Origin of the sequence: Paraburkholderia sp. BCC1884 (assembly GCF_900996225.1) — a bacterium.
Taxonomy (GTDB): Bacteria; Pseudomonadota; Gammaproteobacteria; order Burkholderiales; family Burkholderiaceae; genus Paraburkholderia.
The window spans coordinates 689,356-703,292 of record NZ_CAAJGL010000079.1 but is presented as its reverse complement, the minus strand read 5'-3'; the positions used below and the strand labels follow the sequence as shown (position 1 = coordinate 703,292).

General features: G+C 62.5%; 10 protein-coding genes. 6 read left to right on the top strand and 4 right to left on the bottom strand.

Going from position 1 to position 13,937, the window contains the following annotated elements; genetic code table 11:
* Positions 1 to 27 precede the first annotated feature (27 nt).
* From glcD to FQ705_RS18505, 5 genes are all read left to right on the top strand, one after another.
* Entirely contained in the window at positions 28 to 1,527 is a 1,500-nt protein-coding gene (gene glcD / locus FQ705_RS18525) for a glycolate oxidase subunit GlcD (protein ID WP_144143480.1), read from the top strand.
* On the top strand, positions 1,527 to 2,594 hold the full coding sequence (gene glcE / locus FQ705_RS18520) for a glycolate oxidase subunit GlcE (RefSeq protein WP_144143479.1): 1,068 nt from the start codon (positions 1,527 to 1,529) through the stop codon (positions 2,592 to 2,594). Before glcD ends, glcE begins: the two co-directional genes overlap by 1 nt.
* Before the next feature lie 22 nt (positions 2,595 to 2,616).
* Positions 2,617 to 3,870 carry a glycolate oxidase subunit GlcF gene (gene glcF / locus FQ705_RS18515; RefSeq protein WP_144143478.1) on the top strand — a complete coding sequence of 418 codons (1,254 nt, stop codon included), beginning with the start codon at positions 2,617 to 2,619 and terminating at the stop codon, positions 3,868 to 3,870.
* Between the two features lie 19 nt (positions 3,871 to 3,889).
* The gene (locus FQ705_RS18510) at positions 3,890 to 4,294 is read left to right on the top strand and encodes a heme-binding protein (protein WP_144143477.1); all 405 of its coding nucleotides are present in this window, start codon (positions 3,890 to 3,892) and stop codon (positions 4,292 to 4,294) included.
* A gap of 96 nt (positions 4,295 to 4,390) precedes the next feature.
* Positions 4,391 to 6,565, top strand: a complete 2,175-nt coding sequence (locus tag FQ705_RS18505) for a malate synthase G (protein WP_144143476.1) — start codon at positions 4,391 to 4,393, stop codon at positions 6,563 to 6,565.
* A gap of 398 nt (positions 6,566 to 6,963) precedes the next feature.
* Here FQ705_RS18505 and galU read toward each other — a convergent pair whose 3' ends face one another.
* Together galU and FQ705_RS34125 are read right to left on the bottom strand one after the other, a co-directional pair.
* Positions 6,964 to 7,878, bottom strand: a complete 915-nt coding sequence (gene galU, locus FQ705_RS18500; RefSeq protein WP_144143475.1) for a UTP--glucose-1-phosphate uridylyltransferase GalU — start codon at positions 7,876 to 7,878, stop codon at positions 6,964 to 6,966.
* 307 nt (positions 7,879 to 8,185) lie between these two features.
* On the bottom strand, positions 8,186 to 8,329 hold the full coding sequence (locus FQ705_RS34125; RefSeq protein ID WP_186307893.1) for a hypothetical protein: 144 nt from the start codon (positions 8,327 to 8,329) through the stop codon (positions 8,186 to 8,188).
* A gap of 251 nt (positions 8,330 to 8,580) precedes the next feature.
* On the opposite strand from FQ705_RS34125, the gene FQ705_RS18495 reads away from it, so the two are divergent.
* Positions 8,581 to 9,783, top strand: coding sequence for an acyltransferase family protein (locus FQ705_RS18495; RefSeq protein ID WP_144143474.1), 1,203 nt, complete (start codon positions 8,581 to 8,583; stop codon positions 9,781 to 9,783).
* A gap of 174 nt (positions 9,784 to 9,957) precedes the next feature.
* Here FQ705_RS18495 and FQ705_RS18490 read toward each other — a convergent pair whose 3' ends face one another.
* Positions 9,958 to 12,405 carry a glycosyltransferase family 4 protein gene (locus tag FQ705_RS18490; protein ID WP_144143473.1) on the bottom strand — a complete coding sequence of 816 codons (2,448 nt, stop codon included), beginning with the start codon at positions 12,403 to 12,405 and terminating at the stop codon, positions 9,958 to 9,960.
* Positions 12,402 to 13,868, bottom strand: coding sequence for a flippase (locus FQ705_RS18485; RefSeq protein ID WP_144143472.1), 1,467 nt, complete (start codon positions 13,866 to 13,868; stop codon positions 12,402 to 12,404). Before FQ705_RS18485 ends, FQ705_RS18490 begins: the two co-directional genes overlap by 4 nt.
* Positions 13,869 to 13,937 lie beyond the last annotated feature (69 nt).

Genomic DNA, 13,937 nt, shown 5'->3' with positions numbered 1-13,937 from the left:
TCGGCGCGCTGCCAGGAGACCCCCGCCATGAGTTACCACTACGACGAAAACGTCGACGGCCCGCTCGCGACCCACGACAAAGCCGTCGTCGTCGCGCAATTGCAGGCGCTGATTCCCGACTTGCAATTACTTCACGAACAGGAAGACCTGCGCCCTTTCGAATGCGACGGCCTCGCCGCCTATCGCGCGACGCCGATGCTGGTCGCACTGCCCGACAAGGTCGAACAGGTCGAAGCGCTGCTGAAATTCGCCAGTGCGAAAAAGATTCCGGTCGTCGCCCGAGGAGCCGGCACGGGTCTGTCGGGCGGCGCGCTGCCACTGGAAAAAGGCATTCTGCTGGTGATGGCGCGCTTCAACCGGATTCTCGACATCGACCCTGAAGCCTGCGTAGCCCGCGTGCAACCAGGGGTGCGCAATCTCGCGATCTCGCAGGCCGCCGCGCCTCACGGGCTCTATTACGCGCCAGACCCGTCCTCGCAGATCGCCTGCTCGATCGGCGGCAATGTCGCGGAAAACGCGGGCGGCGTGCATTGCCTGAAGTACGGGCTGACCGTCAACAATATCCTCAAGCTCGAGATTCTCACCATCGACGGCGAGCGCATCACGCTCGGCTCCGAAGCGCTCGACGCACCCGGCTTCGACTTCCTCGCGCTCTTCACCGGCTCGGAGGGCATGCTCGGCATCGTCACCGAGGTCACGGTCAAGCTGCTCACCCGGCCGCAAAGCGCCAAGGTGTTGCTCGCCAGTTTCGACGACGTCGAGCAGGCCGGCGCGGCGGTCGCGCGCATCATCGGCGCAGGCGTGATTCCGGGCGGTCTGGAAATGATGGACAACCTCGCGATCCGTGCAGCGGAAGATTTCATTCACGCGGGCTATCCCGTCGATGCCGCCGCGATCCTGCTGTGCGAAGTCGACGGCGCGGAAAGCGACGTGCAGGAAGACGTGGAATGCGTCGAGGCGCTGCTGCGCGAAGCCGGTGCCACCGACATCCGCATTGCCAGAGACGAGGCCGAGCGCCAGCGCTTCTGGGCGGGTCGCAAGAATGCGTTTCCTGCGGTGGGCCGCATCTCACCCGACTATTACTGCATGGACGGCACGATTCCACGCCGTGAGTTGCCGCGCGTGCTGAAGGGCATCGAAGACCTCTCGCTCGAATACGGTCTGAAAGTGGCGAACGTCTTTCATGCCGGCGACGGCAATATGCATCCGCTGATCCTGTTCGATGCCAACGCACCCGGCGAAACCGACCGCGCCGAAGCGCTCGGCGCGCGCATTCTCGAACTATGTGTGGCGGTGGGCGGCAGCATCACCGGCGAACACGGCGTCGGCCGCGAAAAAATCAATCAGATGTGCGCTCAGTTCAACCACGACGAGCTCACCTTCTTCCATGCGCTGAAAGCCGCCTTCGATCCGGGCGGCTTGCTCAATCCCGGCAAGAACGTGCCAACCCTGCACCGCTGTGCCGAATTCGGCTCGATGCACGTGCATCGCGGCGCGTTGCCCTTCCCCGAACTGGAGCGTTTCTGATGCTGATCGAACCCGTTTCGATGGACGACAGCGAGCGCCTCGTCGCCGAAGTCTCGCAAGCGCTGCAAAGCGGCACGCCGCTCAGGATTCGTGGCGGCAACAGCAAGGCTTTTCTCGGTCGGCCGGTACAAGGCACACCGCTCGACACACGCTCGCATCGCGGCGTGGTGAGCTACGACCCGACCGAACTCGTGATCACCGCGCGCGCCGGCACGCCCGTCGCGGAACTGAATGCCACGCTCGACGCCGCGGGACAGATGCTCCCCTGCGAGCCGCCCACGTTCGATGGCGCGGCGACCGTCGGCGGCATGGTGGCGGCCGGCATGGCCGGTCCGCGCCGGCCGTGGTCCGGCTCGGTGCGCGACTTCGTGCTGGGTTGCCGCGTGATCACCGGCGAGGCGAAGCATCTGCGCTTCGGCGGCGAAGTGATGAAGAACGTGGCGGGTTTCGACGTGTCGCGACTGCTTGCGGGCAGCTTCGGCAGCCTCGCCCTGATGACGGAAGTCTCGCTGAAGGTCTTGCCCAAACCGCGTGCACTTGCCTGCCTCGCGCTTGAACTCGATGCGCCCGAAGCACTGCGTGAGCTGTCCGCATGGCGCCGCGCGGCTCTGCCGATCAGTGCCGCGTGTCAGGTCGACGGCCGTCTTCATGTGCGGCTCGAAGGTGGCGTGGGCTCGGTTGCGTCGGCGGTGGATCGCATCGGCGGTGCCGAACTCGAGCCGCGCTTCTGGGACGATCTGCGCGAACATCGGCTGGCCTTTTTCAGCGACCCGCGTCCGTTGTGGCGTCTGTCCTTGCCGGGCGCATCGCCCTTGACCCCACTGCCCGGCGACGCGCTGCTCGACTGGGCCGGCGCGCAACGCTGGCTGAAAAGCGACGCCCCGGCCGCGACGATCCGCCAGATCGCGCACGCGGCCGGCGGTCACGCGACCTGCTTCACGCCCCGCGTGGATGCCGAGCCGTTCACGCCCCTGGCGCCGGCGTTGCTGCGTTTTCACCGGCAACTCAAACAGCAGATCGACCCGCGCGGTCTCTTCAACCCCGGCCGCCTGTACGCCAGCCTGTGAAGACACGAAGGCACACGACACCATGCAAACCAATCTCAGCGATGCCGCCAAAACCCTGTCGCGTGCGGACGAAGCCGAGCAGATCCTGCGCGCCTGCGTGCACTGCGGCTTCTGCAACGCGACCTGTCCGACGTATCAGCTACTCGGCAACGAACTCGACGGGCCGCGCGGGCGTATCTATCTGATCAAGCAGATGCTCGAAGGCGAACCGGTGACGCAGAAAACCCGGTTGCACCTCGACCGCTGCCTGACCTGCCGCAACTGTGAAACCACCTGCCCGTCCGGTGTCACCTACCACGCGCTGCTGGATATCGGCCGCGCCGAACTGGAGCGACGGATTCGGCGTCCGGCGTCCGAACGCCTGCTGCGCGAGGGTTTGCGCCGGGTTATCCCGCATCCGGCGGTATTCGACGCGCTGCTGAAAACCGGCCGGGCGATGCGGCCGTTTCTTCCGGCCGCGCTTGGACGTAAAATCCCCAGGCGGAGCGCGCGCCCGAAAGCACGGCCGGCGCCGCGGCATCCGCGCAAAATGCTGATGCTGGAAGGCTGCGTGCAACCCGCGCTGTCACCGAACACCAACGCGGCCGCCGCGCGCGTGCTCGACCGGCTCGGCATCAGCATCGTGAATGCCGGGCGGGTCGGCTGCTGCGGGGCGACCGATTATCATCTGGATGCGCAAGAGGCAGGCCTCGCGCGGGCACGGCGCAATATCGACGCGTGGTGGCCCGCCATCGAGGCCGGCGCCGAAGCCATCGTGCAAACCGCGAGTGGCTGCGGCGCGTTCGTCAAGGAGTATGGGCATCTGTTGCGCGATGACCCTCGCTATGCGTCAAAAGCGCAGCGGGTCAGCGAACTGGCGCGAGACCTCGTCGAGGTGCTGGCTAACGAGCCGCTCGATCCGTTGTCGGTGCAGTCGCAAGACGAGACACGCAAGGAAGCCCGAAACGAAGCACGCCGGAGAATCGCCTTTCATTGCCCGTGCACGTTGCAGCACGCGCAGAAGTTGGGCGGCGCGGTCGAGTCGATCCTGCAGAGGCTCGGCTTCGATCTCACCGCCGTGCCCGACGCGCATCTGTGCTGCGGCTCGGCAGGCACGTATTCGATCACCCAGCCCGAGCTTGCGCAGACCCTGCGCGACAACCGGCTCGATGCACTGGAGAGCGGCAAGCCGGAGTTGATCGTCACGGCCAACATCGGCTGCCAGATGCATCTGGACGGCGCCGGGCGGACTCCGGTGCATCACTGGATAGAACTTGTAGAAGCTTCCTTACCATAACCGAACCAGGAAATTCATTATGCTGAGCAAACCCGTGTTGACCATCGCTGAAACGACCCGCATCCTCGAAGCCGCCCGTGCGGAGGCCGAGAAGCATCAGTGGGCCGTCGCCATCGTGGTGGTCGACGATGGCGGTCATCAACTCGGCATGCTGCGCCTGGACGGCAGCGCCCCGGCCAGCTCGTACATCGCGACGGAAAAAGCCCGCACTTCGGCGATCGGCCGCCGCGAAACGAAGGTATACGAAGACATGATCAACAACGGCCGCACCGCGTTCCTGAGCGCGCCGCTGCAAGGCACGCTGGAAGGCGGCGTACCGGTGATCGTCGACGGCCAGGTGGTTGGCGCGGTCGGCGTGTCGGGTGTGAAGTCGGATCAGGACGCGCAGATCGCCAAAGCGGGTATTCAGGCCATCGCCGCCTGAGCCCGAGCTTGCCAACGAAGAAAGACGTTAATCAGCAGTAGCTCAACGCGGGCCGATGCCCCCTCATCGGCCCCATTCAGACAGATGGAGCAGTCGATGACTCAGATGAACCCGCGCGGTGGACTGCAAGTCGCCGCCAACCTCGACCAGTTCGTCGAAACCGAAGCCCTGCCCGGCACCGGAATCGACAGCGCAGCATTCTGGTCAGGTTTCGACGCCCTCGTGCACGAACTGGCGCCCAAAAATCGTGCGCTGCTCGCCGAACGCGACCGCCTGCAAACCGAACTCGACACATGGCATCGCGCCAATCCGGGTCCGGTGCGCGATCTGCGTGCCTATCGTGCGTTTCTCGAAGGCATCGGCTATATCGTGCCTGCACCGGCCAGCGTCCAGGCCACGACCGACCAGGTAGACACCGAAATCGCCGAACAGGCCGGGCCGCAACTCGTGGTGCCGCTGTCGAATCAGCGCTATGCGCTGAACGCCGCGAACGCGCGCTGGGGCAGCCTGTACGACGCGCTGTATGGGACCGATGCGATCCCCGAAACTAACGGCGCGGAAAAACAGCAGGCCTTCAATCCGGTGCGTGGCGCCGCGGTCATTGCCTATGCGCGCAAGTTTCTCGATCAGGCCGCGCCGCTCGCCAATGGATCGCATGTCGACGCGGTGCGCTATAGCATCGAAGCCGGCAAGCTGATCGTCACCTTGAAGAACGGCACGAGCGAGCTGAAGACGCCGGCGCAATTCATCGGTTATCAGGGCGAGGAAAGTGCGCCGACGGCTCTGCTGCTCAAGCACAACGGCCTGCACTTCGAAATCCAGATCGACGCGAACGATTCGATCGGCAAGACCGACGCGGCACACGTGAAGGACGTTCTGGTCGAAGCGGCGGTGAGCACGATCATCGACTGCGAAGACTCGGTCGCGGCGGTGGATGCGGACGACAAGGTCCTGCTGTATCGCAACTGGCTCGGCCTGATGACCGGCGACCTGACCGAAGAAGTCACGAAGAACGGCAAGACCTTCACGCGTCGCCTGAATGCGGATCGGGTGTACACCGCCGCGAACGGCACCGCGCCGGTCGTGCTGCATGGCCGCTCGCTGCTGTTCATCCGCAACGTCGGCCATTTGATGACCAACCCGGCCGTGCTCACGAAAGACGGCCACGAGATTCCGGAAGGCATTCTCGATGCGGTCATCACCACGCTGTGCGCATTGCACGATCGCAAGCACCAGCTGAATTCGCGCACCGGCTCGATCTACATCGTCAAGCCGAAGATGCACGGCCCGGCGGAAGTCGCGTTTGCCAGCGAGTTGTTTGCGCGCGTCGAAGATTTGCTGAAGCTGCCGCGCAACACGATCAAGATGGGCATCATGGACGAGGAGCGCCGCACCAGCGTCAACCTGCTCGCCTGTATCGCCGAAGCATCGGAGCGTGTCGCGTTCATCAACACGGGTTTCCTCGACCGCACCGGCGACGAAATGCATACGGCGATGGAAGCCGGTCCGATGATGCGCAAGGGCGAGATGAAATCGAGCGCCTGGATTGCGGCGTACGAGCGCAGCAACGTGCTGGTTGGTCTTAATGCGGGCCTGCGCGGCCGCTCGCAGATCGGCAAGGGGATGTGGGCAATGCCCGATCTGATGCACGCCATGCTCGAACAGAAGATCGCTCATCCGAAGGCCGGCGCGAACACCGCCTGGGTGCCCTCGCCGACCGCGGCGACGCTACACGCGCTGCACTATCACCAGGTCGACGTGCAAGCGGTTCAGCGCGAACTGGAGCGCACGGATTACGCGAACGTGCGTGACGAACTGCTCGACGGGCTGCTGACGATTCCGGTCGTCGAATCGGCGAAATGGAGCGAGGAAGAGATCCGCAGCGAGATCGACAACAACGCGCAGGGCATTCTCGGTTACGTGGTGCGCTGGATCGATCAGGGCGTGGGCTGCTCGAAGGTGCCGGATATTCACAACGTCGGCTTGATGGAAGACCGTGCCACGCTGCGGATTTCGAGCCAGCATATTGCCAACTGGCTGTATCACGGCGTGGTGACGCGGGATCTGGTCGAGGAAACCTTCAAGCGTATGGCGAAGGTAGTCGACGAGCAGAACGCCGGCGATCCGCATTACAAACCGATGGCGCCGGGGTTCGATACGATCGCGTTCAAGGCGGCGCAGGCGCTGGTTTTCGAAGGGCGTCAGCAGCCGAGTGGGTACACGGAACCGTTGCTGCATAAGTTCCGGTTGGAGGTGAAGAAGGAAGGTTGAGGGTGTTGCACCGGGCAGCATGTAAAGTGAGAACCGGATAAAGAACGATGGGCGCCGCACGTTCGCGGCGTCCGTTTTTTTACTCGCTATGCCACTCCGTGCCTACCTACGCAGCTTCGCGATCGCACAAGGTTCGACGGCAATCATTACGAGGTTTGCTAACTAATTAGCAAAAAGATATCGAACAAATGCCCCTGCGCCCACCTTGTTTTTGTCACGTTTTGCAAAGGTCGCGTCAACTACCGATCAAGATCAACGAACCGCACGAGCAAAAAAAGACGGGCACCGCGTGAGCGGCGCCCGTTCCAATTTGCGTGGTGCTTCCGTGATGCGATGGTGAGGTAAAGGTCAAGCGACCGTCTGGCCTCCTGAGCCCTACAAACCCTTCAGCCCTTAACTCAAGCCGCCTCCGCCGTGTACTGCGTCGGCTCGCCTTGCATATTATTCTGCATATACGCCTGCAGATAAGCCTCGAATTCCGCCTTCACTTCTGGATGACGCAGCGCGAATTCCACCGTCGCCTTCAGATAACCCAGCTTGCTGCCGCAATCAAAACGAGTGCCAAAGTAACGATACGCGAGCACCTGCTCTTCCGTCAGCAGCGACTGCACCGCATCGGTCAATTGCAACTCGCCGCCCGCACCCGGCTTCAACGCGCGGATATGCTTGAAGATCGTCGGCATCAACACATAACGGCCTACCACGCCGAGATTCGACGGCGCCTTGTCCGGCGCCGGCTTTTCGATGATGCCCGAGAGCTTGATGACATTGTCTTCCCACTCGCGGCCATCGACCACGCCATACGAGCGGCTGTCCTCACGCGCGATGGTTTCGACGCCGATCACCGAGCTGTGATAGTGATTGAACGTGTCGACCAGCTGGCTCATCACCGGCTTCGAGCTGTGCAGCAAGTCGTCGGCCAGAATCACTGCGAACGGGCTGTCGCCCACCAGTTTTTCGGCGCACAACACGGCATGGCCAAGACCGAGTGCTTCGGCCTGACGCACATAAAAACAATCGACGTTAGCCGGCTTGATGCTGCGCACGAGATCGAGCAGCTTCTGCTTGTTGCGTGCCTCGAGTTCGGCCTCGATCTCGTAGGACTTGTCGAAATGATCTTCGATGGCGCGCTTGCTGCGGCCGGTGACAAAGATCATCTCGGTGATGCCGGCGGCAATCGCTTCTTCGACCGCGTATTGAATCAGCGGCTTGTCGACGATCGGCAGCATTTCCTTAGGACTTGCCTTGGTAGCCGGCAGGAATCGTGTCCCGAGGCCCGCTACGGGAAACACGGCTTTGGTGACTTTCAGCATGGTAGGCATTCCCACTGTCGGTTAGAAATTAGTATGGTTTCGCGGGCCAGCGGCCAATCGATATCGCTGGAAAAGACTAGCAAAAAATGTCGGTAAATTCACGTGTGAAAATTAAATTCGGAATGAATCGATCTATTCGATTTCGATCTGCCACATAGTGGAAAAACACTGGCAACAATTGCAGATAGAAATCGAATTATTTTTCAGCGAATCCGAAAAATTTACGCATGCGACCAACTTGCTTACCGCATCCGGGCAACGTCAGGCTTATTGAAAGCTAACGTTCATCCACCCTTTGTCAGCGGCTTCATTCGTTTTCGTCGAGTTGCGGCAGCTTGCCCGGATTCACGCGAAAACGGCGGATGGGCTCGTTGCGCAACGCTTCACGGTAGGCCGACGCAGCCACGAGGATCAGCAGCACGGCGATGCCGGCGAGTAAATGCAGGTTCATGACTTCACCTCAGGTCAAGAGAATCCGTGGCTTAAATTAGCACGACAAAACCAGCAAATAATTCAATGCAGCAACTGCTTATGCTCAATTACAATTCGTCACAAAATCGCCGCCTAATTCGAATTGGAGCAGATTTTTTTATCGATTTTTTGCCGCGCGGGTGCACTAGCATGTCATGCACTCCGGGCACACTGCGACGCGACATCGCGCCCGCGAGTCCGCATTTTTCTTCTCCAGAATAAGGACCGCGCATGAGCGACTCAGCTTTGGATGCCGCCGGCTCATCCCTGCCCCTGTCTTCCCCCCGTACGGCCGCCGCGCCGCGAGTCCATAGCGACGCGCGGGTCGACAGCGCCGGTAAAGAGCATGTGATCGACGCGATGCGCGGTTTCGCCGCGCTACTGGTGGCGTATTTTCATTGCCGCCAGGTCGAATGGGTCGGCATGCAGGCGTTTCACCAGAGCGTCGGACATTCATTCAGTCTGAGCGCGATCGCCGCCTATCTGACCTTCCCGATTGCGTGGGGCTCGGCCGGCGTGCCGATTTTCTTCGTGATCAGCGGTTATTGCATTCACCGGGGCGGCGCGCTGCGGCTCGCCGGCAATCCCGCTTACCGGCTCGATGCGGGCAATTTCTGGGTGCGCCGCTTCGCGCGCATCTATCCGGTGCTGCTCGCCGCGCTGGTGCTGACCTTCGCACTCGACTGGTTCAGCCTGCAATTGCCGCCGGTGAATCACAAGATTCGCGAGATCGGGCTGCAGTCCTTTCTGGTCAATCTGTTTTCGCTGCAAGGCGTGGCCGGCAAGACCTTCGGCTCGAACGGAGCACTCTGGACGCTCTCGCTCGAGGTGCAGTTCTATGCGATCTACCCGCTGCTATTCGCGCTGCGCCGTCGTATCGGCATGACCAACGTGCTGGCGGCCGTGGCGGTGATCAACGTCGTGTCGGCCCTGGTGCTGGAGCGGCACGACATCCAGTTCTTCACGTCGTACTGGTTTTCGTGGACGCTCGGCGCCTGGATCGCCGACGCCCGTGTCCGCAGCACGCCGCAAACTCGCTCACCGGTCTGGCTCTACGGGCTTGCCGCGGCGTTCATCGCGCTGGGCTGCGTGGCCTTTCATTTCGGTCAGTACGGGGCGTTCCAGTTCTGGGCGATCGGCTTCGCGCTCTACCTGTATAAAGCGCTGGACCGCCGCCAGGCTGTGCAACGCGCAACATTCGGTACGCGCCTGCTGTCGCGTTTCGGCGATTTCAGCTTCTCGCTGTATCTGATCCATCTGCCGATCTTCGTGCTGCTGTCGTCGCTGCTGTTCCGCTCGGCCTTGCAGATGTCGATCTGGCCTTCGTTCGCTTATATGTTCGTGGCCGTGCCGGTGGCTTACGTGTTCTATCGGCTGGTCGAGCTGCCCGCGATGAAGTGGTCCGCGAGCTTCAAACCGAAGAAGACCGCCTGAGTCTGCGGAACGTCTGCGCCGACCGCGACATAAAAAAACGGAGCGAGAGTCTTTCGACTGTCGCTCCGCTGCGCCAACGACTGGAACCGGCCAAGTCCCTGCCTACCCCCGCGTAAAAACCTGCTGAACCGCCACACGAGGCGGCCACCTGCCGGTAGCCGCCCAGCGTCGCGTTTAACGCCCCGCCACGCGCTTCAGAATCCGTTCGACGCCCGCCACATAGGTTTCCGTACCAAACCGGCTCAGCGCCGTCTGATAGCCGTTCCTGACGAGTTTGTTGCGCAGTTCGTCGTTCGAGCGCAGTTCGGCGAGCACGTCGGCGAGGCCATGCGCGTCGCCTGGCGTGCACAACACACCGTTCTGATAATCGTCGACGATCTCCAGCACGCCGCCCGCGCGCGCCGCCACCACGGGCCGCTGCGCCAACATGCCTTCGACGATCACCCGGCCGAACGGCTCCGGCGTGATCGACGTATGCACGACCGCATCGACCGCGCACATGCAGGCGGGGATATCGTGCTGAAAGCCGAGAAAATGCACCCGGTCGCCCAGATTGTGCGCGGCGACGAAGGCGTGCAATTCGATTTCGTACTGGTCTTCGCCGAACAGCGGCGCGCCCACCAGCACAGCGTGCATCTGCGGATTCAGGACCATCGCCTCGAGGAGCACGTGTTGCCCCTTCCAGCGCGCGAGCCGGCTGAACGAGCCGACCAGAAACGCGTCCGGCGGCAAATTCAGGCGCTGGCGCAAGGCGGCTTGCGGGACCGTGCGCAACGCGTCGAACGGCGCCGCGGAGATACCGTTGAACACCACGTCGATGCGCTTGTCGTCGAATTGCGTGAGCTCGGCAAATGCACGCGCCGAGGCGGCTGAATTGGCGATCACGTGCGCAAGCCCGAATCGCGCGCACCACTTGATGATGGCCAGTTGCTTGTTGCCGAAATGCTCGGGACTCACGATGTCGCGCAGATGCCAGACCACCGGACGCCGCGCCAGCTTGCCGGCGATCGCGCCGATCACCATCGCGCGCTGCGTGTTCGCGTAGATCACGTCGACATTGCGCGCGCGTTTGGCGGTGGCGCGCACGAGCGACATCAAACCCTTCAGCGCCTGGCCCATGGGCAGCGAGCCGCCCTGTTTGCGCACGTGACGCAGCGCGCCGGCTTCGAGCACGTTGACCGTCACACCGGCTTTCGCCAGCGCGGTGCGGAACGGCCCGTCGTCGAACAGCACGACCTCGATGCGCGAGCGCAGCGCCTTGACGATTTCCAGCAGCGACAACTCGGCGCCGCCGAGCACGCCGCTTTGATCGACCGCGAGAATGCGCGGGGCGTCGGCTGCGGCTTCAGCCTTGTAGGGCACATAGGGCGGCAGCGTCGCGGTACGCAACGCCGGCACCGAGGCCCGTACATGTCCGAAGAAACGCTCGCGGAAATTCGCCGCCGAAAACTGCTCGGCATTGGCGCGGCAATCCACCGGCGAAAATCGCTGCCCGAATTCGTCGAAACGCTCGACGGCGGCGATGATCGACTCGGCGTTCTGTTCGTCGAAGAACATGCCCGTGGGCCGCGTCTCGGACAGATCGCGCACGGTTTCGAGCGCCCCGCCCTTGCCGTAAGCGATGACCGGCGTGCCGCACGCCTGGGCTTCGACCACCGAAATGCCGAAGTCTTCCTCGGCAGCGAACACGAAGGCCTTGGCGCGGCTCATGCGGTCCTCGAGCACCTTGAACGGCTGGTAGCCCATGATCTCCACGTTCGGGCCCGCTTTGGCGCGGATCTTCTGCATGTCGGGGCCGTCGCCGATCACGACCAGCCTGCGCTCGGGCATGCGCGCGAAAGCTTCGACGATCAGATCGATCTTCTTGTACGGGACCATCCGCGAGGCGGTCAGATAGAAGTCTTCCTTGTCGGTGCAAAGAGAAAAGGCTTCGACGTCCACGGGTGGAAAAATCACCTGGGCTTCGCGCTGATAGACCTTCTTGATGCGCCGCGCGATGAAGTCGGAATTGGCGATGAAGCCATCCACCGAATTCGAGGTGCGGATATCCCAGTTGCGGATGTAATGCAGAATCAGCCGCGCCATGGCCGACTTCGGTCCATTGGTCAGCTTCGACTGCTGCAGATACTGATGCTGCAAATCCCACGCGTAGCGGATCGGCGAATGCACATAGCTGATATGCACCTGATCGGGGCCCGTGAGAATGCCCTTGGCGACCGCGTGGCTGCTCGAAATCACCACGTCGTAGGCCGACACGTCGAGTTGTTCGATCGCGAGCGGCATCAACGGCAGATACGCCCGGTACTTGGTGCGCGCGCGCGGCAGCTTCTGGATGAACGAAGTCGTCACCGGCTTGCCACGCAAAAAGCTGCGGTCGTCGAGAAAGTCGACGAGGCTGAAGAGATCCGCGTCCGGAAAGCACGCGACGATCTGCTCGAGCACTTTCTCCGCACCCGCATAGGTGACGAGCCAGTCGTGCACGATCGCCACGCGCACGGTCTTATCGGCGCGCAAGGCGGCGCGGCGCGGCGGCGCCGCAACCGCCGGCACCGTAGTGAGTTCAGCCAGTGCGCTACGCTTGGCGGGTTGCAGCGCGGCTTCTTCAAGGACTTCCTGGTTCATGCGCTTTTCCTCGGATTCAGTCGCAACAGCAGTGAACGCGCAAGATCGCGCAAAGCGGGGGTCATCGTGATGGACCAGGCGACATTCGCACCGACCATCAACAGGCCGGCGACGATCGCCACCGCGAGACCCGGCAGAAAGCTCGCGAGCCACAGGCTCGCCAGCAGGAAAGCAAGGTGGGCGAGCATGTCGAGCGCGATCTGGCGCGAGCGGATCTTCGCAAAGCGCAGCAGCACCGCGTAATCGAACAACGCACGGCCGGCCACCGCGAAGGCCGCGCCGGTCAACCCGTAATGCGTAATGCCGAACCACAATGCCCCGGCAAACAGGGGCAATTCGAACAAACCGACACGCGCGGCAGTGGCCGGATGCACCTGCGACTGGATCAGAATCCGCGTCACATTGGCCTGGCCGACGAGCCACACCGCGATGATCATGATCCGGCCGACCGGCGCCGCGACCGTGGCGATCTCATTGCCGACCCACAGATGCAGGAACGGTTCGAGCACGAGCATCGCGACCAGCGCGACCGGCGTAAACACGCCATTGAGGAATTCGAGCGACTGCTGGGTGATGGTGTCGGCGTCGGCGCGACCCACGGCGGAGAGGCGCGGAAATAACGTGCGCACCAAGGCGGTCGGCACGATATTCAAACGCGTCACGAGGTTTTGCGGCACCGTGTAGTAGGTCACGAAACGTGCCCCGAGACTCGTGCCGAGCATCACGCGATCGAGCGAATCGGCGATCATGGTCGTCACGCTCGCAATCAGCATCCAGCCGCCGAAATTGAACAGCCCCTTCGCCACGCCGAACTGCGGCGGCAGGATGCTGCGAATCTCCAGCACCTTCAGCGCGGAGCGGCCGAGCAGCAAGGCCGCGATGATCCGCGCGAACACGGCTGCGGCGAGCACGTTCTGCAAGGTCGCGCCCATCCATAGGGCGGCGCCGAGCGGCAGCAACTGGAACAGAAACGTACCGATGGTCTGATTGGTGTTGTAGACGGCGAAGCGTTCCGCGCCGTTGATCGCGCCCGCGAACACCCACGACACGTTGGCGATCGGAATCGCCACCGCGAGCCACGGCAGCGCCATATAAACCTCGTGCTGCAACTCGGGCGACACCTTGGTGAAATACGCGGTGTACAAAAACGCGCCGAAATAGATGATCAGGCCACCGATCACGCCGGTCGCCAGATTGAGCCACGTCGCGCTCCAGAACACGCGCGCGCTTTCGCTCTTGTCGCCGGAAGCCCGTGCCTTCGAAATGTGATTCTGCGCAGCCATGCTCATGCCGAGATCGAGAATCCCGAAGTAGCCGATCAGCGTCCACACGAGACTGATCACGCCGTAGCGCTCGACGCCGAGCAGCTTGATATACGACGGCACGGTCACGAGCGAGACGAAAGTCGGCAACACCAGCCCGAAAAAATTGATCGCTACGTTCTTGAGAATGCCTTTGTCCATCGGATGCCTTGGTTTTGACTGCGTTTGCCTGAGTGTGCCGACGACCTTGCGGCCGTACGACCTTGCACG